Annotated in this window: 20 protein-coding genes; 12 read left to right on the top strand and 8 right to left on the bottom strand. The window is 65.0% G+C overall.

From position 1 onward, the window contains the following. Position 1 precedes the first annotated feature (1 nt). From B1756_RS07235 to B1756_RS07250, 5 genes are all read left to right on the top strand, one after another. On the top strand, positions 2–430 hold the full coding sequence (locus tag B1756_RS07235; protein WP_086887933.1) for a metal-sulfur cluster assembly factor: 429 nt from the start codon (positions 2–4) through the stop codon (positions 428–430). Between the two features lie 25 nt (positions 431–455). After that, positions 456–662, top strand: coding sequence for a phenylacetic acid degradation PaaB family protein (locus B1756_RS07240; protein ID WP_086887934.1), 207 nt, complete (start codon positions 456–458; stop codon positions 660–662). Continuing rightward, a complete protein-coding gene (locus B1756_RS07245; RefSeq protein WP_086887935.1) occupies positions 659–1,426 on the top strand; it encodes a Phenylacetic acid catabolic protein in 768 nt (255 codons plus the stop codon). Before B1756_RS07240 ends, B1756_RS07245 begins: the two co-directional genes overlap by 4 nt. 4 nt (positions 1,427–1,430) lie before the next feature. Then, a complete protein-coding gene (locus B1756_RS19580) occupies positions 1,431–1,607 on the top strand; it encodes a PaaD-like zinc ribbon domain-containing protein (protein ID WP_186336511.1) in 177 nt (58 codons plus the stop codon). Positions 1,608–1,847: 240 nt separating this feature from the next. Further along, the gene (locus B1756_RS07250) at positions 1,848–2,690 is read left to right on the top strand and encodes an enoyl-CoA hydratase/isomerase family protein (RefSeq protein ID WP_186336512.1); all 843 of its coding nucleotides are present in this window, start codon (positions 1,848–1,850) and stop codon (positions 2,688–2,690) included. Positions 2,691–2,884: 194 nt separating this feature from the next. Here the strand turns inward: B1756_RS07250 and B1756_RS07255 are convergent, their stop codons facing one another. From B1756_RS07255 to B1756_RS07270, 4 genes are read right to left on the bottom strand one after another with little or no spacing between them, the layout of a single operon-like run. After that, positions 2,885–3,937, bottom strand: a complete 1,053-nt coding sequence (locus tag B1756_RS07255; RefSeq protein ID WP_086890084.1) for an MBL fold metallo-hydrolase — start codon at positions 3,935–3,937, stop codon at positions 2,885–2,887. After that, on the bottom strand, positions 3,924–5,360 hold the full coding sequence (locus B1756_RS07260; protein ID WP_086887936.1) for a UbiD family decarboxylase: 1,437 nt from the start codon (positions 5,358–5,360) through the stop codon (positions 3,924–3,926). The genes B1756_RS07255 and B1756_RS07260 overlap by 14 nt, the downstream gene beginning before the upstream one ends. Next, positions 5,357–6,916, bottom strand: coding sequence for a UbiD family decarboxylase (locus B1756_RS07265; protein WP_086887937.1), 1,560 nt, complete (start codon positions 6,914–6,916; stop codon positions 5,357–5,359). Before B1756_RS07265 ends, B1756_RS07260 begins: the two co-directional genes overlap by 4 nt. Then, on the bottom strand, positions 6,913–7,422 hold the full coding sequence (locus B1756_RS07270; RefSeq protein ID WP_228434531.1) for a hypothetical protein: 510 nt from the start codon (positions 7,420–7,422) through the stop codon (positions 6,913–6,915). Before B1756_RS07270 ends, B1756_RS07265 begins: the two co-directional genes overlap by 4 nt. A gap of 595 nt (positions 7,423–8,017) precedes the next feature. Between B1756_RS07270 and B1756_RS07275 the strand changes: the two genes are divergently transcribed. Continuing rightward, positions 8,018–8,740: a GNAT family N-acetyltransferase gene (locus B1756_RS07275; RefSeq protein WP_228434533.1), complete on the top strand. Its 723-nt coding sequence runs from the start codon at positions 8,018–8,020 to the stop codon at positions 8,738–8,740. Positions 8,741–8,832: 92 nt separating this feature from the next. On the opposite strand, the gene B1756_RS07280 is transcribed toward B1756_RS07275, so the two are convergent. Beyond that, positions 8,833–9,231, bottom strand: coding sequence for a universal stress protein (locus B1756_RS07280; RefSeq protein WP_086887940.1), 399 nt, complete (start codon positions 9,229–9,231; stop codon positions 8,833–8,835). A 100-nt stretch (positions 9,232–9,331) separates the two neighbouring features. After that, positions 9,332–10,084, bottom strand: a complete 753-nt coding sequence (locus B1756_RS07285) for an enoyl-CoA hydratase/isomerase family protein (protein ID WP_086887941.1) — start codon at positions 10,082–10,084, stop codon at positions 9,332–9,334. Between the two features lie 496 nt (positions 10,085–10,580). Here B1756_RS07285 and B1756_RS07290 point away from each other — a divergent pair, with 496 nt between their 5' ends. Together B1756_RS07290 and yqeC are read left to right on the top strand one after the other, a co-directional pair. Continuing rightward, the gene (locus B1756_RS07290) at positions 10,581–12,440 is read left to right on the top strand and encodes an aldehyde ferredoxin oxidoreductase family protein (RefSeq protein WP_086887942.1); all 1,860 of its coding nucleotides are present in this window, start codon (positions 10,581–10,583) and stop codon (positions 12,438–12,440) included. Next, positions 12,437–13,177, top strand: coding sequence for a selenium cofactor biosynthesis protein YqeC (yqeC, locus tag B1756_RS07295; RefSeq protein WP_086890085.1), 741 nt, complete (start codon positions 12,437–12,439; stop codon positions 13,175–13,177). The genes B1756_RS07290 and yqeC overlap by 4 nt, the downstream gene beginning before the upstream one ends. A 29-nt stretch (positions 13,178–13,206) precedes the next feature. On the opposite strand, the gene B1756_RS07300 is transcribed toward yqeC, so the two are convergent. Next, entirely contained in the window at positions 13,207–13,890 is a 684-nt protein-coding gene (locus B1756_RS07300) for a hypothetical protein (RefSeq protein WP_086887943.1), read from the bottom strand. Positions 13,891–14,088: 198 nt separating this feature from the next. On the opposite strand from B1756_RS07300, the gene fdhF reads away from it, so the two are divergent. From fdhF to B1756_RS07315, 3 genes are all read left to right on the top strand, one after another. Next, complete coding sequence (fdhF, locus tag B1756_RS07305) at positions 14,089–16,200, top strand: formate dehydrogenase subunit alpha (protein ID WP_086887944.1); 2,112 nt, start codon at positions 14,089–14,091, stop codon at positions 16,198–16,200. 548 nt (positions 16,201–16,748) lie between these two features. Beyond that, the gene (gene ligA, locus B1756_RS07310) at positions 16,749–18,917 is read left to right on the top strand and encodes an NAD-dependent DNA ligase LigA (RefSeq protein WP_086887945.1); all 2,169 of its coding nucleotides are present in this window, start codon (positions 16,749–16,751) and stop codon (positions 18,915–18,917) included. Positions 18,918–19,318: 401 nt separating this feature from the next. Further along, positions 19,319–22,840, top strand: coding sequence for an LAGLIDADG family homing endonuclease (locus B1756_RS07315; RefSeq protein ID WP_086887946.1), 3,522 nt, complete (start codon positions 19,319–19,321; stop codon positions 22,838–22,840). A 43-nt stretch (positions 22,841–22,883) separates the two neighbouring features. Here the strand turns inward: B1756_RS07315 and B1756_RS07320 are convergent, their stop codons facing one another. Further along, entirely contained in the window at positions 22,884–23,150 is a 267-nt protein-coding gene (locus B1756_RS07320; RefSeq protein WP_086887947.1) for a DUF7553 family protein, read from the bottom strand. 308 nt (positions 23,151–23,458) lie between these two features. Between B1756_RS07320 and B1756_RS07325 the strand changes: the two genes are divergently transcribed. Beyond that, entirely contained in the window at positions 23,459–24,502 is a 1,044-nt protein-coding gene (locus B1756_RS07325) for a DUF4397 domain-containing protein (protein WP_086887948.1), read from the top strand. The last annotated feature ends 215 nt before the right edge of the window (positions 24,503–24,717 follow it).

A 24,717-nucleotide genomic window follows, 5' to 3' on the forward strand; every position in this document is an offset into this window, starting at 1 on the left:
CATGTCCAGCACACAGCGAAACGCCAGCGAACGACGACAGTTCGGCGAGCCAGACCCAGACGCAGACGTCGGTGGCTCCGAGGTCGGCGAGTTCGTCCGCTCGCGCCGAGACGACTCGACCCCGTTCGAACGTGAACTGTGGGACGTCCTAGATGGAATCCCCGACCCCCACATCCCGGTCAGCCTCGTCGAGATGGCGATGATCTACGACGTTCGCAACGACGACGGGCACGTGACCGTCGAGATGAGCTTCCCGTGTATGGGCTGTCCGGCCTACGACATGATTCACAACGACATCCGGAGCTGTCTGACCGTACTCGACGGCGTCGACGACGTCGAGGTCGACGTGGTCTGGGACCCCGTCTGGAGCAAGGACATGCTCACCGACGACGTCCGAGAGAAGCTCCGCAACTCCGGAATCAGCATCTGAACACGACCGTAGCACCTGAAAACCCATGCAAAAGTACGACGTATTCGCACGACTGCACCCCGGTGACGACACGATTCACATCGGCAACGTCACCGCACAGAACGAGAGACTCGCAAAGATGTACGCATACGAAACCTTCGACGAAGAGGACTGGGACTACATGGCGGTCGTCGCCCAGGACGACCTCCACGAGGTTACCGGAAAGATGCCCACCGCGGGGGTGAGCCGATGAGCGACTGGTCCGCCGAAGCGATCGACTACGTGCAGGCCGTCACCGACACCAAGCTCGTCCTCAGCCAGCGCTACAGCCAGTGGAGCCTCGCCGGCGACACGCTCGAGGACACCATCGGTGGCTCGAGCGCCGCACAGGACGAGATCGGTCACATCCGCCAGCTCGCGAACGAACTCGAAGACCAGGGTCGCGACATGGAGTGGATCCGTGGCGCACGCGACCCCGAGGAGTTCGCCAACGCCGCCTGCCTCGACGCGATCGACGGCGACTGGGCGGCCTTCATGGCGACGGTCGGGCCGGCCGACCGCGCCGCGTGGTACCTGCTCGACGCCATCGATCAGGAGGACCTCGAGGGGCTGCTCACCAAGATCGGCGAAGACGAGTACTTCCACCTCGAGTACCACGACGCCCGCCTCGAGACGCTGGCCGAGGAGAAACCAGAGGAGATCCAGGCAGCGCTCGAGGAGACGCTGCCCCAGGCCCTCGCGTTCATCGGTCCCCAGAGCTACGACGAGGAGACCGATCCGGTCTACCAGGCCGGCTTCACGAACCGACCGGTCGCCGAGATCCGCGAGGCGTTCGCCGCTCACTACCGCGACCTGTTCGCCGACACCCCGGTCTCGCTCGAGAACGTCGACTGGGACGTCGCCGCCGACGACGACGAGTGGGACGCGACCCGCCGCCGCGTCGACGACGGCGCGATCGCCGAAGAGGACGTCAGCCAGATCAGCGGCGAGCGCAACGAGCTGTACGCGATGAACTGATACCATGTCAGCAAACGCAACCGAACCGACCGCCGTCTGCCCCTTCTGTGAGTCGACGGAGACGGAACGGTACTCCCAGTTCGGCGGGGAAATCTCGAAGCGCCAGTACTACTGCAACGGCTGCCACACCGTCTTCGAGCGCATCAAGTACGACGGTGCGACGCCCGACACCGGTCGGTAATCGACCTCGTCGTTCACGACGACGGTCGCCCACCGATCGTCACACCACGAACTCCCCATCGTCGACTCGAGCCGGCCGACCGCCCCGAAGCCGGTGGCCACCGCGGGGAGGTCGGCACCGTAACTCACCCCACCTCATCTCATCGCGCCGCCACGAACCCGTCAGCGGCCGCTCGAGCGGTTCACGGCGGCGTGACGATTGGGAAACCTTCTTATAGCCCTGTGTCAATCTCTACCCTGTATGCAACTGAAAGCGTTCGATGAGCTAGAGCTAGAGTACTTCACGACGGAGGTCGAGGACCACATCGGCACCCTGCGTCTCGACCGACCACCGGCCAACGCCCACGACATCAACGTTCTGCTCGAACTCCAGCGAGCAGTAGAGGCCGTCCGCTTCGACGAGGACGTCCGCGTCTGCCTGTTCGGTAGCTCCAACGACAGGTTCTTCTCGACCGGATTCGACATCAACGAGCTCAACGAGAAATCGGGCCGACAGGTCGGCTACGCGAGCCAGACCAGCAAGGAAGTCATCATGAAGATGCGCACCACCGACACCATCTTCATCGCGATGGTCAACGGCCACTGCATGGGTGGCGGGCTCGAGCTCGCACTCGCCTGTGACTTCCGCTACGTCGGCAACGACGACGACTACAACATCGGCATGCCGGAGATCTTCCTCGGCCTCATCGCCGGCGAGGCCGGTACCCAGCTGCTCCCGCGCTACATCGACCGCTCGGAGGCCCTGCGCCTGATGCTCACCGGCGACACCCTCACTCCCGAGGAAGCCACCGAGAAGGGCATCTTCGACGAACTCCACGACCCCGACGAGGTCGAGGACGCCGCCCGCGAATTCGCCGCCGAAATCGCCGAGAAGCCCGCCGTCGCCGTCGGCAACAACAAGCTCGCCGTCAACGAGGGCCTCGAGATGCCGCTGTCGGACGCACTGGCTCACGAGCGCGAACTCCAGAACCGCCTGCTCGGCTCCGACGTCGCCAAGGAAGGCACCCAGGCGTTCATCAACGACAAAGAGCCGGACTTCATCGCCGTCGAGAAAGGCGAGAAAGAACCCGGCTACGACGAGTGATCGACGACCGCTGAGCCGTCGTCTCGAGCGCTCGACCAGCCGCGCAACTCGCGTCACGAGTCTGCCACCGAACTCCCTGCTCCGTCGTCGCGGGGACACCACAGTCGACACCCACCACAGCCCATTTTTGCGATCGACCGGGACACGACGAGCAGTGCGTCCGTTCGATCGCCGCGCGTGAAAACCAGGTTGCGCTACGGCGTCAGCGACTCCGGTGACGGGTACTCCTCGACCGCTTGCCGGTACCGGATCGTCGATCCCTCGAGTCGCTCGACGACGCCCAGTTCGGCGAGACGCTCGAGGTGGGCGGCGGCCTCGCCCGCGCCGAACTTCGCGTGGAAGCCCTGCAGATCGCCGAAGAGGTCGCCGGCGACGGCCCACGGAGTGGTTCCGGGCTCGTCGCTGGCAGCCCCGCCCCCGCCCCCGCCGTCGCCCTCGCTACCGCTCGAGAGCGACTCGAACGCCGCGGCAGCCCGCTCGCGGTGGTGTGCTCTCACGTCTGCGATCTCGGGGGCGAGTTCGAGCGCCGTCCCGTGACCGGGCTGGCCGTGGGTGAACCCGTGTTCGTCGGCGACGGCCTCGAGGCGCTCGAGTGAGGTCAGGTAGTCACCGAGCGGGTCGTCGAGTCGGGTGTCGCTCCCGCCGACGTTCGGCGTGTACGTCGGCAAGAGGAGATCACCCAGGAAGAGGGTCTCGTGGGTCCGGAGCGCGAGGTGGCCGGCCGTGTGGCCGGGGGTAGACAGGAGTTCGACACCACCGACGGTATCGCCGTGGTCGTGGGTCTCGACGGGGAACGAGTCCGGCATCGACGTCGGCGTATCGGTCTGGGCGATCGCGTCACGGGTCGACTCGGGAACGCCCCACTGCTGGAGGGTGCGGTCGTCGCGGTCGACGCGCTCGGGGCGGCTCTCCGCGTAGTCGCCGACGAGCGGGGCGTCGACCTCGTGCATGTGGACGGTCGCCTCGGCCTCGCGGGCCAGCCGGGTAGCGAGCCCCGAGTGATCGACGTGCCAGTGGGTGACGACGACGTGGTCGACGTCGGTCACCGCCATCTCGACGGCCTCGAGTTCGTCGGTCAGGGTCTCGAAGGCTGGCGGCGACGGCGGACCGGGGTCGATCACGACGCCGTGGTCTGGCAGGACGTACGCGCTGTTGATCCCCTCGGGCGTCCCGTAGCCGACCGGGACGCGGACGAACTCGGCGTCGGGCTCACGCCCGTTCTCGCTCTCGCGCTCACTCTCGGTCATCGGGCGCATCGAGGGGCCGATCCGCCAAAAGATCGTCGAGTCCCAGTTCCTCCCACCGATCGGCGATCGACGAGAGGACGTTCTCCGAGAAGGAGGTCTCGAGGGTCACCCGCGGGGCGATGTACTCTTCGTCCCAGCGCGGGTCCCAGGTCGCGTTGATGTAGAGCCGGGAACCGGTGGTGCCGTCGCGGCGGTAGAACGGCGCCGTGGCCGCGGGCGCGTTCGGCTCGCTGAACGTCCAGTCGTTCGCCGGATGGGCTTTCACCCACATGTCGTCGACCGCTCGAGCGAGATTGGTGGGATCGGCCTGCTCGTCGAGGACGAGCACCTTGTCGAAGAGGTCCGAGAACGAAAAGAGCATGTTCGCTAGCTGCCACTCGAACCCGGCGTAGAGGATCTCACTCGAGACGATACAGAGGCCGAGTCGGGCCTCGACGGGGAGGCGAATCCACTCGACGGGTGAGACCCCCCAGTAGTTGTTCGCCCGGCGTGAGAGCTGGGCGGCCTCGACGAGGCTCTGGAAGTGGACGTCGGCTGTGAGCGGTTTCTCGAGCGGCGTGAACGCGACGACTGGCTCCGGCCGGGTCGCGATAGCGTCGACGTGGAGATCGACGAGTGCCACCTCCGAGGCGAGTTCCCAGGCCGCCCGTGGCGCGCCGGGGCCGGCGTCGACGGCGCTGAGCCAGCCGTCGATACAGACCTCCGCGTCGGCCGGAACGAGCCTCGAGTCGGCCCGTGCCACCGGCACGTCGGCGAGTTCGCCCGCCCGGTCGGGAACCGCTGGATCGATCCGGTCCTGGGTCCACCCCTGCAGGGCCGCCACGAGCGCACCGGCGGAGACGCCGAGGACGACGCTCGCCTCGACGTCGGTCAGCCGCTCGTCGGCGGGCCACTCGAGGACCGCCTCCGGAACCGCGAGCCGAAGCTTCGAGCTCCTGATGGCGTGGCCGCGGATCGGAGCCCACGTCGTCTCGCCGCCACAGTCGAGGACGAGCAGGCCGAGATCGACCAGCGGCGCGACGTCGCGGTCGAGCGGGAGCCCGAGCCGAGTGAGGTCGGCGTCGGGGAGTGCCGACAGGTCGGGCTCGTCGGTCAGGCGCTCCTCGAGCGGTGGGGCCTCCCGGCGGGTCGAAAGGTGCTCGAGGAGGTCGACGTACGAGCAATTTGCGCCGAGGTCGAGCGCGCGAGCGAGTCGATCCCACGGCCGCCGGTCGCGGTTCTCGAACTGGTCGAGGCTCGCGTACGCGCCGCTCGCGAGGCGTACCTTCCCGGCTGTGTTCTCGAACAGCGTCGCGGGACAGCTGTGACGGACGGCCTCGCTCGCGACGGTCGCAGCCGTCCCATCCCAGTGGACGTGTTGATCGATCGTGACGAGGTCGTCGGCCTCACGCAGGGCCGCGAGGTGGGACCTGAGCGAGGTCATCGGTCGACCTCCCCCGGATCGACGAACGGGAAGTGGTCCGGATCGACCCCGGCATCCGTGAGGATCTGCTGGGCGCGGTAGGTGACCTCGACGTCGTCGTGGCGGCCCGTCGGTCCACCCTCGCGAAGATCGGCAAACCCTCGAGTCGCGCCACGGTCGTTCTCGCCAGCGTCGCCGTCTGCGTAACCGTCCCGGGTCGCGTCGATGTAGGCTTTCGCCGTCTTGGCCTTCGACGTTCCCGTCTGGACGTCGCCTTTCTCCGTGGGCGTCTGGTAGATGTTCAGCGGCACTTTCGGCATCGTCTCGACGCCGAACTGGTGGAAGTCGCTGTCGGGGTCGGCGTGCAGCGCCAGCGCCTCGAGCACCTCTCGCTGGGAGAGGGGGTTGACGTCTGCGTCGACGAAGATGAAGAAGTCGACGTGCAACATTCCCCAGGTCGTGAAGATGAAGTTCGCGAGTTCGTGGAGGTAGCCGGGGTCGGTCGTCTCCGTCGAGATGACGTAGACGGTTCGCGGGGTTGACTTCCAGGGGACGCAGTACTCGACGTCGAAGCCGGCCGCCCGGAGGCCGAGGGTGGCGTCGGGGCCGACGCAACCGATCTCCATCGAACTGGTGGAGTTCTCGGAGTAACCGACGCCGGTCCCCTCGACGCAGAAGGGGATGATCGGGTCTTGCTGGTGGGTGATCGCCGTCACGCGCAGCAGGGGCATCGAGCGCCGGGGACCGTGCATGTAGCCGAAGTAGTCACCGAACGGTCCCTCGTCGCGGCGTTCGTTCGGGACGATCTCACCCTCGATAATCAACTCGGCCGTCGCCGGCACCTGCAGGTCGCTGGTCTCGCACTCGACGAGTTCGATCGGTTCACCCTTCAGTCCGCCGGCAAACTCCGCCTCGTTGCGTCCCGTCGGGATCCACATCACGGACGTGTACTGGACGGCCGGTTCAGCGCCCACTGCGATAGCGACGGGCATCGGTTCGTCCCGGCGCTCGTACTTGTAGTAGTAGAGGTTCGGCGTCTGCTCGCCGGCAAGTAAGAGCACGCTCGCGGACTTGCTGTCGTGGATCATCGACCGGTGGTACGACCAGTCGGTCCACGCCGAGTCCGGATCCGGCGCGACGAGCGTGTGGAGGTTCGAGTAGCGCCCGCCGTCGCCCGCGTGGATGTACGGCCACGGAAACTCGAGTAAGTCCACGTCGTCCCCGGTTCTGACGACCTCCTTGCAGGGGGCCGCGGCGGCGTCGACGTGTTCCGGCTCCTCCGGATTCTCGAGGCGCTCGATGACGAGTTCGTAGAATTCGCGGTAGGAGAGCCCGCGAGGTAACTCGAGGCCGAGGGCGATCCGGTCCCACGGGCGAGACTGGCTTCCCCGGTAGGGATCGCCGATCAGCCGCGCCGACTCGACGTCCTCGAACAGGGGGACCGTTCCGTCGTCTTCGTTGGCCATCATGGTGACCGCGCTGGCCTCCAGGTTCCAGGAGACGGGTTCGGAAACACGATGGAGGTCGCCATCGTTCTCGAGGGCGTGGACGTACTGGCGCAGGCTGTTGATCGTCATCGCTGGTCGTACAGCTCCTCGGCCAGTTCACTGCGTTCGTTCTGTACTTTGAGATCGATGTACTCACTGACGAGGTTCGGATGGGTCTCCGAGAGGTACTCGAGCATGATGGTCCGACTTGCCTCCGAGACGGAGGTGAACTCGCCGGTCTCGGTGAGGTACTTGAGCAGGGTCTTCACCTCCGCCGAGCGCGTGTTGATCACGGTCGATTCGTCCTCCAGATCGGCCATGATCGACTCGAGCAACTCCGCGTCGACCGTCTCGTCGCGTTCGGTCTCCAGAATGTCGATGTACCACTCCTCCTCGATGTTCTCGTGGGGACCTTTTACGACAGTCAGCGTATCTGGATCGGACAGACCCGCTGGGGTTTTGTCGATCTTCGCCCGGACGTTCGAGATCTCTTTGGTCTGTTCGTCACTGACCTGAAGTTCGATCTCCTTGCCCGCCGGATCCTCGGGCAAGTTGTTTTCGGAGGTGACGTATTTTCCCACCATGCGCGTTGTCATCTCTTGAGCCTCCCAACAGATAAAAAACCCTAGTCTCACCGTGTCACGGGAGGCCCCCGTCGGCTGACCGCCCGACCCCGATTCGATCGACGAACGAGACGAACGAGTACGCCTTCGAGCGCAGGATTCAAGTTGCATTCGACGGGTCTGCGGTCGCGTTCGGCCGAACCCAAACCAGCCGGACACGCCGCTCGAGTGAGCCCGTCAACGGCACCCGTCACGGGGGCAGCCCGCGACGCGATTCGGACGGCAGTCCGGCGAGCCAGCGACCGGAGAGCCGGACGACGCCGTCGAGTCGGCCCGCCTCAGACGGCAGATGTTTTACGACGATCGTCGAAACCAGACAGTCGTGGCCCGGTTATCACGAGCGCCGTACTGACCCGTTCGCCCCCCAACATCTCGGGTACGTGAAACGAGAACGAATCCGCCAACTGCTTCGCACTCTGGGTGATTCGTGTGTCGAGGCTGGGTTCCACCCGGAACGCTGACCATCACCGTCGATGCGAACGCAGTGCGCACTCGAGCCGAGGTCGCTTATGAAGGCCCCCGAAATACCGGACACCAAGTTATGGGAAACTAGAGCGACACTGGACGTATGACCGATCGATCCTCCGACGACGAGCCACCCGGGGCAGGCGGGGACGACCCTGCCGCCGCTGGGAAGACCAGCCAGTGCCGTCCGGCGAGCACCGACGTGGACAGAGATTGGGGCACAGCCATGGGCACAGGCACGGACTCGAGCGTCGCCTGCACCTGGGACAACGGCTCCTGTGAGGGAACGCCGCTGTGTCCACCGCGTTGTCCCCGGTTCACCGACCGCGAGGGCCACCCGATGCTGGTCCGTCCGTCCGAGCCCGCCGACTTCGACGCACTCGTCGAGATGTACGAGGACCTCGACGGGCACAGCCGAGCGATGGGACTTCCGCCAGCGACCACGCCAAAACTCGAAGCCTGGCTCTCCCGCCTGTTGGATACCGGCTGGAACCTCATCGCGCTGGACGGCGACCGGGTCGTCGGTCACGTGGCCGTCATCCCCGCGGAATCGGCCGATCCCGAGTTCGTCATCTTCGTCCACCAGGACTACCAGAACCGTGGCGTGGGGTCGGAACTGGTCAAACAGCTGATCGCCCACGCCGGTGACCGCGCTCACGACGAACTCACGCTCTCGGTCTCGAGCGGGAACCGACGGGCGATCACGGTCTACCAGAACGTGGGATTCGACGTCGTCGAACGGCAGGTCACGGAACTGGCGATGGCACTCGACCTGCAACAGCCGATCGTCGAGCAGGTTCAGCAGCCACCAGCGGCGCGGAACTGACCGGCACTGGTAGCCGGTGGGTACTACGAGGAGAGACGAGTCGCTGTGGCGTCGAGTCGCCTGAGAACTGCGCCGGAAAACGATCGGTTTCGTTACTCTTCGGGGTCGTTGCCGGCGATCAGGACGGGACGGTCCGTCCCGAGGATCACGTCCTGGGTGACGCTGCCGAACAGCGCCTTCCCCGTCGGCGACCGCTTTCGCCCCGCCAGACAGATCAGGTCGACGTCGTTCTCGGCGGCGTGGGTCAGGATCTCTTCTCCCGGCTCGCCACTGCGCTCGTCGAGAGTCACGTCGTAGCCGGCCGCTTCGAGTCGTTCCTCGGCCCTGCGCGCGGTCTTGAGCTGGTTGACCGAGGCTCCCGAGGGATTGTCCGAAAACACGTAGAGGGCGGTGACGCTGGCCCCGTCTGCGAGCGCGAGGTCCTCGAGCGTCTCGAGCTGTCTGTTCACGCGATCTTCCGCTTCGTCGATGGCCAGTAGGACGTTGGTCATGGGTAACTAGAGGCACGAGACAGGTAAATATTCCGGGGGTAATTCCCCCGTCGTGATAGTTTTGACACCTCGTCGAACGCGCCGACCGCGCCGTCTGGAGTCAGTCCGATCCCTCGAGAAACCGGTTGACGCCGTCTTCGTGCTCGGGAGAGCCGTAAGCGAGCGTCTGGGCGAGCAGTTCGTGGTCGAGAGCCTCCTGCCACTGCCGGCCGAGATTCTGGTGGATCGTCCGCTTGGCGAGGCCGACCGTCGCCGACGGTCGCTTCGCGAGCGTCTCGAGCAGGTCGTCGACGCGCTCCTCGAGGTCCTCCTCGGGGACAGCCTCGTTGATCAGCCCGAGGTCGGCCGCCTCCTCGGCGTCGACGAACTCGGCCGTCAGCGCGAGCCGTTTCGTCTCCCGGAGCCCGATCAACTGGGGTAGCAGGAAGGTCCCGCCCGTATCGGGGACGAGCCCGACCCGGACGAACGCACAGCTAAACGACGCGGAGTCGACGGCGTAGGCGAAGTCGCTGATCGCCGTGATCGACAGCCCCGCGCCCACCGCGTCGCCGTTGACCTTCGCGACGATCGGCACCTCGGTCAGCAGCGCCGCCTCGACCACTTCACCGAGAGTCTCACAGAGCCGATCGTAGGACTCCTTCGGCGTCTCCTCGCGGGCAGCCATCGCCTCGAGGTCGCCCCCCGCGCTGAACGCGTCGCCCTCGCCCGTGATGACGATGGCGTGGTACTCGTCGGGGCCGACCTCGAGAATGGCCGCCGCAAGCTCTCTCGCGACGTCTTCGGTGACGGCGTTCATCGATTCGGGCCGGTCGAACGTGATCGTCCGGACTCCATCCTCGTCTGTAACGTCCATACCCACACACCCCGGCTCGAGGGGCCTAATTGTTCCGAGTTCAGCGCTAGTCGTGTTCGGATATGCCTGTAGGGGCTCGTTCTTCCGGTAGAACACCACGAAAGCCCCCGGCCCGCTCGACCATCCGCGGCTCGCTGCGCGCTCACTCTCGTTCGCGTGCTTACATCGCCGGGGACGGATCGAGAGGGCGGTCGGTGGAACCGACCGCTATGACGTGGCGGTGGAGCCGCCACGCACGCGTCGGCCCCTTTCATTCCCTCCCACGTAGCTTGACTGGCCAGCCACAGCGGGTGGGAATGAAAGGGGCTGCCGGTATCCGGGAAGACGGACGATGCAAGCACCGAGCAACGCGAGGCGCGCAGCGAGGCCCTCGACCGGATACCGGCAGGGGCTTTCGTGGTGTCCACAGTGCATGATAACACGCCAGCGGATCGTTCGTGAATAGTGTCTAGGCACATCGCATTCCTTAACAGGTTCTGGAGCAAACCCTACTGCAATGCCCGTCGCGGACCGTATCCTCCGAGTCGACCTCAGCAGGGAGACCGTTACGAGCCGGCCGATCCCCGAGCGCTGGCTCGCACAGTACGTCGGCGGGAAGGGAATCGGCGCCCGGTACCTCTACGAGGAACTCGAGCCGGGCACCGACCCCCTCTCGCCGGCGAACGCCCTGCTGTTTATGACCGGCCCGCTGACCGGCCTCCTGCCCGGTGAGCAACGGTACGCGGCGATCACGAAGTCCCCGCTGACGGGGACGTTTCTGGACTCCTACGGCGGCGGGACCTTCCCCGGGAGACTGGCAGGGTCGCTCGAGAACCACATGGGGATCGTCGTCACCGGCGAGGCCGAGGAACCGGTCGTCCTCTCGGTCGCAAACGGGGAGGCGACGCTCGAGTCGGCCGCCGACCTCGCCGGACTGGACGCTGCGGGGACCGACGAGGCGTTCCCGAACGCGGCGGTCGCCTGCATCGGACCTGCCGGCGAGAACGGCGTCAGGTACGCGACGATCGCCTCCGACGGCGGCGATCACCACGCCGGTCGGGGCGGCGCGGGAACCGTCATGGGCGCGAAGAACCTGAAAGCCGTCGTCGCCCACGATCCCCCGGCAGAGCCCGACTCGCGGACCGTCGAAGCCCTCAAAGAGCGCGACGACGAGGCCTTCGCCGCGAGCGACGCCGGCCAGTGGCTCACCTCGAGCGACACCCTCGAGACGGTCGACTTCGCGAACGAGGTCGGCGTGCTCCCAACGCGAGGGTGGCAGGAAGACCGATTCGAGGGAGCCGACGACATCGGTATCGAGCAGGCCCGCGAGGCGGCGACCGAACGCGAACGGCCCGAGGACGCCGTCCCGGGCGGGTTCCGAGTCGAGCACGACGACGGCGAGAGTGTCGTCCGCGGGGCGACACCCATCGTCTTCGGGGCGGGACTCGGCATCGACGACTTCGACGCGGTCGCGACCCTCGGGGCTCGCTGTGACCAGCTCGGCATGGACGTCATCACCGCCGGTAACGCCGTCGCCTGGGCCATCCGCGCCAGTCAGGAAGGGCTGCTCGAGCGCGACCTCTCCTTCGGCGACGAGACGGCCGCCCGCGAACTGGTCGACGAGATCGCCACCCGCTCGAGCCCGCTCGGGGACGCACTCGCCGACGGCGTCGACCGGGCAGCCGAGGACATCGGTGGCGAGGATCTCGTCCCGACGGTCAAGGGGATGGAGCTCTCCTCGTACCACCCGGGGAACGCCAAGGCGATGGCGCTGGCCTACGCGACGAGCGACCGCGGCGGCTGTCACCGCCGGGCCCGACCGGTCGAACTCGAACCGGTGGACGCCGAGACGTGGTCACGAGACCGGGCCGCCGAGCGCGTGATCGACGAGCAGGACCGCCGCGCCGTACTCTGGAGCCTGATCGCCGACGACTTCCTCGAGGATGTCCTGCAGGCTGATCTCGGGAGCGAGTGGCTCACGGCGGCGGGATACGACCACGAGCCGACCGACCTCGAGCGCGTCGGCGAACGGATCTGGACGCTGGTGCGACTGTTCAACGTCCGCGAGGGGTTCTCGCGGGAAGACGACGCGTTGCCGGGCGCTCTATCGGCCGACGAAGAGGACTCGAGCGATCACAGCGAGGCCGCAACGGACGAACCGAACGGCATCGACGCGGCCGTCTTCGAGTCGGTGCTCGAGCACTACTACGACGCCCGCGACTGGGATCGCGAGGGCCGACCGACTCGGGACCTCCTCGAGCGCCTCGACCTCGTGGACCTGGTCGACGATCCCGGAGCGCTCGAGTCGCTGGATACAGGCCCGGACCCGGACGAGAACACCCGCTCGTCGGCGGAAACCGGGGCGTGGTCCCGATGACCGCTCTGGCCGACGCCCTCGAGGCCGGCCCGGGGATGACCTGCGTCGTCGGCGCTGGCGGGAAGAAGACGACGCTCTACACGCTGGCAGACCGGCTCGAGCGGGCGATCCTCACCGCGACGGTCAGGATTCCGATCTTCGACGAGCAGGTCGCGAACGTGGCGGTTACGGACGAGCCGCTCGTAGTTGCCCGGGAAGCCGGAGCAACCGGCGAGTGGCCGCTCGGACTGGTCGCCGCGCGCGATCGGTCAGACCGGTACGAGGGCTACGACCGCGACGTCGTCGACCGGCTCGCCAGCGAGGGCCCGGACGTCCCCGTGCTGGTCAAGGCCGACGGCGCCCGGACGCGCCTGCTCAAGGCACCCGCGGAGCACGAGCCACGAATCCCGGAGGGTGCCGACACCGTCGTCCCGATCGCGAGCGTACAGGCCGTCGGGAAGCCCCTGACCGACGAATACGTCCACCGGCCAGAACGGGTCGCCGCGCTGACCGGGCTCGAGGTCGGCGACGAGATCGGCTCCCGGGACATCGCGACAGTGCTGACGGCCTCCGACGGCGGCCTGAAGGACGTCCCACCGGCGGCGACCGTCGTCGCGCTCCTGAACATGGTCGACGACGACGCAGACCTGGCCGTGGCACGCGAGATCGCAGACCCCGTTCGAACGGACGACCGCGTCGACCGCGTCGTCCTCACCAGTATGGTCGCCGACGAGCCGGTTCGAGCGGTCCTCGAGTGAGCGAGCACCGAATCAATCCACAGACACTCCTACTGCCGACCCAGCCGCCAGAGCGCCCGGTACAGCGTCCACAGGTCACACTCGAGCCGATCGGCCACCGATCGAATCGTCTCGAGGTAGGCCTCGTACTCCCCGACGGTCGGCGAATCGGGGTACGGTGCCTCGAGTTCGCCCGCCTCGTGGAGGGCCGTCCACTCGCGGTCGCTCATCACGAGGAAGCGATCGGGGTCGAGGAAGAAGCAAAACGCCGAGGCGACCGGGACGCCGACGCCCTCGAGGCCCCGGAGGTGATCTACGGCCGTCTCGAGGTCGGCACCTGCGCGGACGTCCGTGCCGTCGCTGTCCGATTCCAACCCGCCACTCGTTGGGCCAGTCGCGTCCTCACCAGCCGTCGCCGAGCCAGTTTTTTCCTCGGCAGCCGCCTCCGTATCGGTCTGTAACGCCGTCCCGGCGGCCGTCACTGCATCGACGACGTCCCGGTAGCCGTTTTCCTCGAACCGATCCTCGAGGTCGTTCGGGATCGAGTCGGGAACGTTCCCGAGATACCGGCGACGGAACCATCGAACCACCCAGATGCCGTCGCGGCGGCCGAACTCGCCGGCGGCCAGCGCGTCCGGGAGCGTCTCGACGTGCTGGGCCTCGACCGTGTACAGCGGCTCCTCACGTTCGTATTCGGCTGCGGCGTCACGGACGGTCGCTCGAGTCAGATCCATCGGTCGAGCGTTGGACGAGTACCCCCGTAGGCGTTGCGCTGGACGGGCAATGCGCTGGACGGGCGGTTCCGGCATAGTGTCTCGAGCACCCGGAGGCTCGCGGGCGTGCGAGCCAGAATAACATAGATTGAAATGCACTCGCGAGTATTGCCATACTGTGAGTGGTAGCGATGACTGCTAACAGCGGGGTATCCAACAATGTCTAGTGAAGAACCAGTAAAGACGATCTGTCCGTACTGTGGTGTCGGCTGTGGCATCCAGGTCCAGGCAGACGAAGAATCCGGCGACGTTTCCTTCATGCCGTGGGGCGACGCGCCGGTCAACTCCGGGCGAATCTGTATCAAAGGCGGCGCCGCCACCGAGGTCGTCAACCACGAGGATCGGCTCACCGAGCCGCTGATCCGCGAAGATGGCGAGTTCCGCGAAGCCACCTGGGAAGAAGCCTACGAGCGCGTCGTCGGCGAACTCGAGCGGATCAGTGGAGAGTACGGCGCCGACGCGCTGGGCTTTTTCGGCTCCTCGAAGGTGATGAACGAGGAGAACTACCTCCTCCAGAAGCTGGCCCGTCGTATCGGCACCAACAACGTCGACAACTGTACGCGGATGTGCCACGCCTCGACGGTCTGGGCGCTCCGAACGAGTCTGGGCGCCGGTGCGATGACCAACAGCATGGAGGACTTAAGCGAGGAGGCCGACGTGCTCTGGATCCAGGGGGCGAACCCGGGCGAACAGCATCCGATCGCCAACAGCGTCTACTTCCGTCAGGCCGTCCTCGACGGCGCGACCGTCATCCAGGTCGACCCCCACGCGAACAAGACGACCCGGTCGTTCGACATCGAGGACACCGACCGCCACCAGCACCTCCAGTTGAACCCGGGAACCGACATCCCGCTGCTGAACATCGTCCTCAAGACCATCCTCGAGAACGACTGGGTCGACGAGGAGTTCGTCGAAGAGCGAACCGAGGGGTTCGAGGACCTCGTCGAGACGCTCGAGGACTTCGACACGGAAGCGGCGGCCGAAGAGTGTGGCATCCCGCTCGAGGACATCGAGCGAGCCGCCGAAGCGTACGCGACGGCCGACAACGCCGCCATCTTCACCGGTATGGGGATGAGCCAGCACGCCTGCGGCGTCGACAACGTGCAAAACGAGATCAACCTCGCGCTAATCACGGGCAACCTCGGCCGACCCGGAACCGGCGTCAACCCCCTGCGTGGCCAGAACAACGTCCAGGGGACCTGTGACGTCGGTGCGATGCCGAACGTTTTGCCGGGCTACCAGCTGGTCGACGACGACGAGGCTCGCGAGTCCGTCGAGGAGGTCTGGGGCTTCGAGGTACCCGACGAGCCGGGGCTCACCAACGTCGAAATCTCCAACGAGTTCGGCCAGGGGATCAAGGGGATGTACGTGATGGGCGAGAACCCCATCATGTCCGAGCCGGACGCCAACGAGGTCGCCGAACGCATCCAGGACCTCGAGTTCATGGTCGTCCAGGACATCTTCATGACGGAAACGGCCGAGTACGCCGACGTGATCCTCCCGGCGACGACGTGGGCCGAACGCGGCGGAACCGTCACGAACACCGACCGGCGCGTCCAGCGAATGCGCGGCGTCGGCAAGGTCATAGAGAACACCAAACACGACTTCGAGATCCTCTGTGAGGTCGGCAGTCGGCTGTTCGACGACGGCAGCTTCGACTTCGAGGACCCAGAGGAGGCCTTCGAGGAACTCCGGCAGGTCTGTCCGAGCTACTACGGGATGACCTACGACCTGCTCGGCGAGGAGGGGCTGCACTGGCCCTGTTACGACATCGGCGACGAAGGCGACCCCTTCCTCTACGAAGACGAGTTCGACACCGAGAACGGTCTCGGCCGCATCGTTGGCGTCACCCACACGCCGCCGGCGGAAGTTCCCGACGAAGAATACCCATTAACGCTGACGACCGCCCGGCTCGAGGAACACTACAACACGGGGACGATGAGCCGCCGCTCGCCGACGCTCAACCGCCAGTACCCCGAGAACTTCGTCGACATCCACCCGAACGACGCCGAGGAGTTCGGCGTCGAGGACGGCGACTACGTCACCATCAGCTCCCGGCGCGGCGAGATCACGGTCAAAGCGCAGGTGACGACCGACATCAAGGAGGGCTCGATCTGGACGACGCCACACTTCGCCTCCGCGTCGGCCAACGTGCTCACGAACGACGTGCTCGACGAACGCGCCAAGATCCCCGAGTACAAGGCCGCCGCCGCCGACATCGAGGTCAGCGTCGAACCCTCGAGCGACGATTCCGCCCCGGCAGACGACTGAGCGTACGGTCGATTTTCCTGCGAACGGTTTCGGTTTTCTTCCGCACTCGAGACAGCGGGTTCTGCCCACCCTAATATCAAATATAGTATTGGAATTGTATCCTAGCAGGAATTCATAACTTCCACTCGAAACTCCTGACAGCCCACCGACTCGACCGGTTCGAAACGCAAACAACCGAGATATCGCGGGTAGAATCGACATATCGGCATTCCTTCTGGAAATAGCCAAAGTGTTGTCCACTCTGTTCAGTCCGTCGGCCGACGACACGATGACGGTTCCGGGAACCGCCACACACACGGTTTCGAGCCCTGTAGGGCAGACTGTGCCCGTTCAGACACCTCGTCAGGAGTGGCCGCCACGATCGGAACAGATCGAGGTACCGACTCGAGCGAGGGAGTTCTTTTCACTTTCGTATCTATACTGTGATTTCGATAGTATTCTGTCTGAGAATCGTGGCCAGAGCGACGAACGAACCGGGAGGAAAGCAACCGTCGGGGCGGGAACCATCGGCCTTTAGAGGGGAGCGAGACAATCCCTCGAGCGAGACGATGGCCCGGAGAGACCCAGCGGCCGACGGGGGCGTGAGCGACGACGAGCGCGCAGACGGTTCTGGAGGAGAGAGTGCAGACGAGGGAGGCCAGAACCCCTACCTTCGGGACCCACCGACCGAGTTCGAACCGGTCGACTCCCTCTCCGAATCCGAGGCCCGCGAGCAGACCGCGTTGCTCCGGGAAGCCATCCGCGAACACGACCGGCGCTACTACGTCGAGGCCGACCCGTTGATCGCCGATCGAACCTACGACAGCCTGTTCGCCCGCCTGCAGGAACTCGAAGACGCCTTCGACCTCACGCATCCCGACAGCCCAACCCGGCGCGTGGGGGGCGAACCGCTCGAGGCCTTCGAGACGGTCGCACACGTCGCGCCGATGCTCTCGATCGACCAGAGCGGCGAGGCCGACGACGTCCGAGAGTTCGACGAACGGGTGCGACGGGAGTTAGACGCAGCGGACGGCGACGCCGCGGACGACCTCCAGTACGTCTGTGAACCCAAATTCGACGGCGTCTCGATGGCGTTCGTCTACGAGGACGGCTCGCTCGAGCGCGCGGTCACCCGCGGCGACGGCCGCGAAGGCGACGACGTCACCCGGAACGTCCGGACGATCGGCTCGGTTCCCCAGCGACTCCACGGCGAGTATCCCGACTCTCTCGCGGTCCGCGGCGAGGTCTACATGCCCAAAGACGCCTTTCAGGCGTACAATCGCGAGCGGATCGAACGCGGCGAGGAACCGTTCGCGAACCCCCGGAACGCGACCGCAGGGACGATCCGCCAGCTCGATCCCGCCGTCGTGGCGGACCGCCCGCTCGACGTGTTCTTCTTCGACATTCTGGACTCGAGCGACGGCATCGACGCCCACCACGAAGCGCTCGAGCGGTTCCCCGACTGGGGACTGCGAGTGAACGACCGCGTCGAGGTCGTGGATTCGATCGACGAGGCCATCGCCTACCGCGACGCCCTGCTCGAAGAGCGAGACGACCTGAACTACGAGATCGACGGTACCGTCATCAAGGTCGACGACCGCGAGGCCCGCGAGGAACTCGGCCAGACTGCCAGGCACGACCGCTGGGCGTTCGCCTACAAGTTCCCCGCCCGCGCGGAGGTGACCCCGATCGTCGACGTCGCCGTGCAGGTGGGTCGGACGGGCCGACTGACGCCCGTCGCGCTGCTCGAGCCGGTCGACGTCGGCGGCGTGACGGTCTCGCGGGCGAGCCTGCACAATCCCGAGGAGATCGCCGAGAAGAACGTCAACGTCGGCGATACGGTCCGCGTCCAGCGCGCCGGCGACGTCATCCCCTACGTCGAGGAGGTCGTCGAGAAGGGCACCGAGGGCCACTACGAACTACCCGACCACTGCCCGGTCTGTGAGAGCCCCGTCGAGCGCGACGGCCCCCTCGCCCACTGTACCGGCGGGCTGGCGTGTGACGCCCAGCTTCGGCGGTCGGTCGAGTACTACGCCAGCGACGACGGCCTCGACCTCGAGGGACTCGGCGAGAAGAGCGTCCGCCAGCTCGTCGACGCCGGCCTCGTGGGCTCGATCGCCGACCTCTACGACGTCGAGCGCGAGGAGCTAACGGCCCTCGAGGGCTGGGGCGAGACGAGCGCCGAGAACCTGCGATCGGAACTCGAGGCGGCGCGGGAGCCCGCGCTTGCGGACTTCCTCTCGGCGCTCGGCATCCCCCACGTCGGTCCGTCGACCGCCCGCGAACTCGCCCGCGAGTTCGGGAGCTTCGAGGCCTTCCGCGACGTCGCCGAGAACGACCCGGAACGACTCGAAGGCGTCGACGACGTCGGCGAAACCGTCGCCCGGCAGATCAACGAGTTCTTCGCGAGCGAGGCCAACGCCGCGGCGATCGACGACCTGCTGGCGCGGGTCTCTCCGCAAGAAGCCGAGACGGACGCGGGCGGCGACGACCTCGAGGGGCTGACCTTCGTCTTCACCGGCTCGCTCGAGGGCGTCACCCGCGCGGAGGCCGCCGAGACCGTCGAGGCCCACGGCGCGAACGCCACGAGCAGCGTCTCGGGCAACACGGACTACCTCGTCGTCGGCGCGAATCCCGGCCAGACGAAACGCGACGACGCCGAGGCGAACGACGTCCCGATCGTCGACGAAGACGAGTTCCGGGAACTGCTCGGGGAGTACGGAATCGACCTCGAGTGACCGGACGAGTACCCACAGGTGGCACCAGCCGAACACCCACGAACGAGTCTACGGGCGTCTCAGGGCCCTCGACTGACGAGAGAGGTCCGCGTCAACCGGTACGTTGCACGCTGCAGGTTGTGAAACCAGCCCTGAATCTTCATTAGTGATCATCGTGTACCGGACTACCGTGGCCACGTCCTCGTCGGTGGCTCGAGGCGATTCGCCTCACCGTCGACGACGCGACAGGGATACAGGACCCGACGACAGACGGCGTGTCCGGGCCGGCGACGGTCGCCGGCTCGGCCGTCGAACGGACGGTTCGACGTGGCCCGGACCAGGTCCGTTCTCGTGGTGACTCCGACGCGGAGTCGACCGGCTGTGCAACAATTTATACCTGAAGGGTGTCCTAGACCAGTGCAATGGCACAATCGGGCAACGCTGAACTCGTCGACGCCTTCGAGCAGTTTTTCCGCGATTACTACGACAGCGAGATCAAGCAGCTTGCCCAGCGGTACCCCAACGAACAGCGGTCGCTCGTCGTCGACTGGCAGGACCTCTACCGGTTCGACCCCAACCTGGCAGACGACGTTCTAGAGCACCCAGAACAGCTCCAGCGGTACGCCGAGGAGGCCCTGCGGCTCTACGACCTCCCGATCGACGTGAGCCTCGGGCAGGCACACGTCCGGGTCCAGAACCTCCCCAGCGAAGAGGCCCCCGAGATCCGCGAGATCCGCGCCGAGCACATGAACAAGCTCGTGCAGGTCCGGGGAATCGTCCGGAAGGCGACCGACGTCCGCCCGAAGATCGAGGAAGCGGCCTTCGAGTGTCAGCTCTGTGGCACACTCACCCGAATCCCGCAGTCGACGGGCAACTTCCAGGAACCCCACGAGTGTCAGGGCTGTGAACGCCAGGGCCCCTTCCGCGTCAACTTCGACCAGTCCGAGTTCGTCGACTCCCAGAAGCTGCGCATCCAGGAGAGTCCAGAGGGCCTCCGCGGTGGGGAAACCCCCCAGTCGCTCGACGTCCACGTCGAAGACGACATCACCGGCGAGGTGACCCCGGGCGACCACGTCTCCACGACCGGCGTGCTCCGCCTCGAGCAACAGGAGAGCCAGGGCGAGAAGAGCCCCGTCTTCGACTTCTACATGGAGGGGATGGCCGTCGACATCGAAGACGAGGAGTTCGAGGACATGGACATCACCGACGAGGACAAAAAGCAGATCTACGAGATATCCAATCAGGAGGACGTCTACGAGCGGATGGTCGGCTCGATCGCCCCCTCGATCTACGGCTACGATCAGGAGAAACTCGCGATGATCCTCCAGCTCTTCTCGGGCGTGACCAAGCACCTCCCCGACGGCTCGCGAATCCGCGGGGACCTGCACATGCTCCTGATCGGTGATCCTGGTACTGGTAAGTGCGTCAGCGGCGACACGAGAGTGACGCTGGGGGACGGGCGAGACGTACCCATCCGTGATATCGTCGAATCGAATCTAACAGATCCGAAGTCGATCGACGATGGCTGGTGGGACGAGGTCGACCTCGAGGTCCCGTCGCTGCAAGCTGACGGGTCGATCGCTCCGCAGCGGACGACCAAAGTCTGGAAGCGGGAAGCGCCGGACGAGATGTATCGGATACGGACCTCGAGCGGTCGCGAACTCGAGGTGACGCCGTCGCATCCGCTGTTCGTGCAAAGCGAGGGGAAGTTCGAGCCAGTCGTCGCGGAAAATCTCGACGAAGGCGAGTTTATCGCTGCGCCGCGAACACTTCCAGCAAACGGTGACGACTCGATTAACGTCGATTTCCGAAAGTCACAATCGCGTAACGCAGTTCAGCTCAAATTACCCCAGGAGTGGACACCGTCGTTGGCCCGTCTAATCGGATACATCGTTGCAGAAGGATACGTAGAACAGCGAAACGACAACACAGGCTTTGTTTCCATTACGAATAACGATAGGGAAGTTTTGGACGACGCGACAGATGCTCTAGAAAGCTTAGGACTCAACACGACAGAACGAGAGTCTCATGAGTCGAAGAACGCACGTGAGGTGCTCTGTTCCGCTGGAGAGTTCGTAAGCTTCCTCAGGGAACTCGAACCGTGCATTCTCAAACCGTCCAACAAACAGCGTGTCCCTGATGCAATCTGTACGGCATCCACGCAGACAAAATCGCAGTTCCTCAAAGGTTTCATCGAAGGAGAGGGCCACATATCAACGTCTCAGAGAGAGATTTCGGTTGCATCAGTGAGCCGTGAGTTGCTCGAAGACGTTCGGACGCTGCTACTCTCTGTCGGGATTCGTTCACAACTTCACCGACGACGAAACGGTAGTTATCGGCTCAGGATTAGCGGAAACGAATTTGCGAAGTACGTCACCCAGATTGGCTTCGTGACCGATCGAAAACAGAAGGCTGCGTTACAATACGGTGAGACAACCGGTAACACGAACGTCGACGTCGTTCCGAAAGTTGGCCCAGTGCTTAGGCAGATTCGGGAGGCGTTATCACTGACCCAAGCCGATTGTGGTGTGCCACGGTCGACGTATCAACATTACGAGAGAGGATCGAGAAATCCAAGCCGTGAAAGTCTTCGAAAAGTCGTCGGAACATTTAGAGACGCGTTGCCATCGGCACATAGCCAAGACGGAGAAACAGCCATCCGAGCTGACGGCGGATCACTAACCGAGAGTGTCGAAGCCCTCGAACAAATCGTCACAGGCGACGTTTATTGGGAGCGAATCGAATCCATTGAACCAGTCGAACCCGACGACGACTGGGTGTACGACCTCGAGGTCGCCGGCACCCACAACTACGTTTCGAACGGAATTGTCTCGCACAACTCACAGATGCTCGGATATATCCAGAACATTGCACCTCGATCTGTCTACACCTCCGGCAAGGGTTCGTCCTCGGCCGGTCTTACGGCCGCCGCTGTAAGAGACGATTTCGGCGACGGTCAGCAGTGGACCCTCGAGGCCGGCGCGCTGGTACTGGCAGACCAGGGAATCGCGGCAGTTGACGAGCTAGATAAAATGAGGTCGGAGGACCGCTCCGCCATGCACGAGGCCCTCGAGCAACAGAAAATCTCAGTCTCGAAGGCCGGCATCAACGCCACCCTCAAGTCTCGCTGTTCGCTGCTCGGCGCGGCCAACCCCAAGTACGGCCGCTTCGACCACTACGAACCCATCGGCGAACAGATCGACCTCGAGCCGGCGCTGATCTCGCGATTCGACCTGATCTTTACGGTGACCGACGAGCCCAACGAGGAGAAGGATCGAAACCTCGCCGACCACATCCTGACGACGAACTACGCGGGCGAGTTGACCACCCAGCGCGAGCAGATGGCCTCCATGGAGGTCAGCGCCGAGGAAATCGAGGAGATGACCGAGTCCGTCGATCCGGACATCGACGCCGAACTGCTGCGCAAGTACATCGCGTTCGCCAAACAGAACTGTCATCCGCGGATGACCGAGGAGGCTCGCGAAGCCATCCGGGACTTCTACGTCGACCTGCGATCGAAGGGGACCGACGACGACGCGCCGATTCCCGTCACGGCGCGGAAACTCGAGGCGCTGGTGCGGCTCTCGGAGGCGAGTGCGCGCGTTCGACTCTCGGATACGGTCGAGCGTCACGACGCGGAACGCGTAATCGAGATCGTCCACTCCTGTCTGCGCGACATCGGGGTCGATCCGGAGACCGGCGAGTTCGACGCCGACATCGTCGAGGCGGGGACCTCCAAGTCCCAGCGCGATCGGATCAAGAACATCAAACAGCTCATCGCGGACGTCGAAGAGGAGTACGACGACGGCGCGCCGATCGACATCGTCATGGACCGGGCCGAGGAGATCGGCATGGACCAGTCGAAAGCCGAACACGAGATCGAGAAACTCAAGCAGAAAGGCGAGGTCTACGAGCCGAGTACGGATCACCTCCGAACGACGTAATCCGGTTCGAGGCGTCCGCTCTGGATCGAGCCGTCGCGACGTCCTAGGCCTGCTCGACGTCCTCGCGGTAGTTTTCGGTCGCCTCGAGCGCTCGTTCGATCCGTTCTTTCGTGTCGCCGTCGACCTCCTCGCGAACCTGCCTGAGTGTGTTGAGGTGGGAGTCGAGCACCGCGTGGTCGGGGGTGTGCTCGCCGATCACGTAGTCTCGAAACGCTTCGGCAGTTTCCCGAATGTCCTCGCGAACGTCGTCGTCAGCGGTCTTCTCGGCCTGTTTGAGGTCGTCGCGGGCTTGTTCGAGGGATGCTGGCATAGCCGTGTCTATCACCACCGTCCCCATAATCGTTGGCCGAGCACGGTCCGGGCCCCCGATGTATCGCCGTCGACGCGTCGGAATCGTTCCCCTACAGGTCTGTATGGGTTTCTTACTGACGCTACGTGGGACATACGGGCGCAGACTCCACCCGGGGCTGGCGTCCTCGAGCTGACCAACGTCGCACTGACTCGTCGGCGACCTGTTCACGGCGCTATTTCCGCGCTCCCTCTCGGAGAAACGAGGGAACAATCTCCGTTACTGACAACCGGGTTTTTCCGAGCCTGGTCCTCCTACTCTTACGTATCATGGACGTATCACGACGTTCGACGATCAAAACGATCGGCGTCGCCGGTGGCCTCGTGGCCACCAGCGGAACCGCCTTCGCAACTGGAGAGTACGGCGACGATCAACCGAAAAAAGGAGCAGTAGAAGACGACAAACGACCGGAGGAACCAGTCGACGCCGCGTTCGTCCGGGTCGCACACTTCTCGCCGGACGCGCCGAACGTGGACGTCTACGTCGACGGCGCACCGGTGCTCGAGGACGTCGCATACGGTTCCATTTCGCCGTACCTCGAACTCGAACCCGGGACGTACACGGTCGCGATCACGGCCGCGGGCGATCCCGACGCCGTCGTCTTCGAAGACAAGGTCGCGGTCGAAGCGGCCTATTACACGGTCGCCGCTATCGGTGAACTCGAGGCTGGCACGTTCCGACCGGAGATCCTCGTCGATGCCGACCCGCTCCCGGCGGACGGACCCGACGCGGCGTACGTCCGGGTCGCACACTTCTCGCCGGACGCGCCCGCAGTGGATATCTGGGCCGACGACGCGCCGCTGGTCGAGAACGTCTCCTTCGGCGACGTCTCGGAGTACCTCGCGGTACCGGCGGGCGCATATACGCTCTCGGTCCGGCCGGCCGGCGACCCCGTAACTGACGTCGCGACGTTCGACGTCGAACTCGAGGCCGGGACGGTTTACACCGGGTTCGCGATCGGCTACCTGGAGCCACCGCAGGACGTCACCGATCGGGAGTTCACCGTCGAACTGGCAGTGGACGGGGAAGGCGTCGGGGAAAGCCCTGACGACGGACCGGCAGAGAAAGGCGACGACAAAAAAGCCGACGAGAAAGCAGACGACCACGAATACGACGACAAAAAAGCCGACGAGAAAGCAGACAACCACGAATACAACGACAAAAAAGCCGACGAGAAAGCAGACAACCACGAATACGACGACAAAAAGCACTACGACAACGTAGAGGACCAGAAATACGACGAGAAAAAAGCCGACGAGAAAGCAGACGGCGAGAAAGTCCCCGAGAAAGCGGACAAGAAGCCCCACGCCTAGAGTCACTCGAGTCGAGTGATTCGGGACACGGACCGCTTCGTCACTGACCGACGCCGATTTTCGAACCCTCTCCAGCCACCCGGACCTCACGTCGATGGGGCGCTCGAGGTGCTGATTCCCTCGACGGGCCGGCAGCGGCCAAGGGTGACTGGACGCTGAACGCAGGTCGGGAAGGAGCGATTCACGTACTGCGGCGAGACGACGGTTCGAACCCG

The organism is Natrarchaeobaculum aegyptiacum, from assembly GCF_002156705.1.
GTDB classification, from domain to species: domain Archaea; phylum Halobacteriota; class Halobacteria; order Halobacteriales; family Natrialbaceae; genus Natrarchaeobaculum; species Natrarchaeobaculum aegyptiacum.

Excerpts from the sequence above, each read along its gene's own strand:
- B1756_RS07240 (WP_086887934.1), top strand. The coding sequence starts at position 456 with ATGCAAAAGTACGACGTATTCGCACGACTGCACCCCGGTGACGACACG.
- B1756_RS07265 (WP_086887937.1), bottom strand. The coding sequence starts at position 6,916 with ATGACGATCAACAGCCTGCGCCAGTACGTCCACGCCCTCGAGAACGAT.
- yqeC (WP_086890085.1), top strand. The coding sequence starts at position 12,437 with ATGACCGCTCTGGCCGACGCCCTCGAGGCCGGCCCGGGGATGACCTGC.
- ligA (WP_086887945.1), top strand. The coding sequence starts at position 16,749 with ATGGCCCGGAGAGACCCAGCGGCCGACGGGGGCGTGAGCGACGACGAG.
- B1756_RS07235 (WP_086887933.1), top strand. The coding sequence starts at position 2 with ATGTCCAGCACACAGCGAAACGCCAGCGAACGACGACAGTTCGGCGAG.
- B1756_RS07285 (WP_086887941.1), bottom strand. The coding sequence starts at position 10,084 with ATGGACGTTACAGACGAGGATGGAGTCCGGACGATCACGTTCGACCGG.
- B1756_RS07325 (WP_086887948.1), top strand. The coding sequence starts at position 23,459 with ATGGACGTATCACGACGTTCGACGATCAAAACGATCGGCGTCGCCGGT.
- B1756_RS07320 (WP_086887947.1), bottom strand. The coding sequence starts at position 23,150 with ATGCCAGCATCCCTCGAACAAGCCCGCGACGACCTCAAACAGGCCGAG.
- B1756_RS07315 (WP_086887946.1), top strand. The coding sequence starts at position 19,319 with ATGGCACAATCGGGCAACGCTGAACTCGTCGACGCCTTCGAGCAGTTT.
- B1756_RS07260 (WP_086887936.1), bottom strand. The coding sequence starts at position 5,360 with ATGACCTCGCTCAGGTCCCACCTCGCGGCCCTGCGTGAGGCCGACGAC.
- B1756_RS07270 (WP_228434531.1), bottom strand. The coding sequence starts at position 7,422 with ATGACAACGCGCATGGTGGGAAAATACGTCACCTCCGAAAACAACTTG.
- B1756_RS07250 (WP_186336512.1), top strand. The coding sequence starts at position 1,848 with ATGCAACTGAAAGCGTTCGATGAGCTAGAGCTAGAGTACTTCACGACG.
- B1756_RS07290 (WP_086887942.1), top strand. The coding sequence starts at position 10,581 with ATGCCCGTCGCGGACCGTATCCTCCGAGTCGACCTCAGCAGGGAGACC.
- B1756_RS07245 (WP_086887935.1), top strand. The coding sequence starts at position 659 with ATGAGCGACTGGTCCGCCGAAGCGATCGACTACGTGCAGGCCGTCACC.
- B1756_RS07280 (WP_086887940.1), bottom strand. The coding sequence starts at position 9,231 with ATGACCAACGTCCTACTGGCCATCGACGAAGCGGAAGATCGCGTGAAC.
- B1756_RS07255 (WP_086890084.1), bottom strand. The coding sequence starts at position 3,937 with ATGACCGAGAGTGAGCGCGAGAGCGAGAACGGGCGTGAGCCCGACGCC.
- B1756_RS07300 (WP_086887943.1), bottom strand. The coding sequence starts at position 13,890 with ATGGATCTGACTCGAGCGACCGTCCGTGACGCCGCAGCCGAATACGAA.
- B1756_RS07275 (WP_228434533.1), top strand. The coding sequence starts at position 8,018 with ATGACCGATCGATCCTCCGACGACGAGCCACCCGGGGCAGGCGGGGAC.
- B1756_RS19580 (WP_186336511.1), top strand. The coding sequence starts at position 1,431 with ATGTCAGCAAACGCAACCGAACCGACCGCCGTCTGCCCCTTCTGTGAG.
- fdhF (WP_086887944.1), top strand. The coding sequence starts at position 14,089 with ATGTCTAGTGAAGAACCAGTAAAGACGATCTGTCCGTACTGTGGTGTC.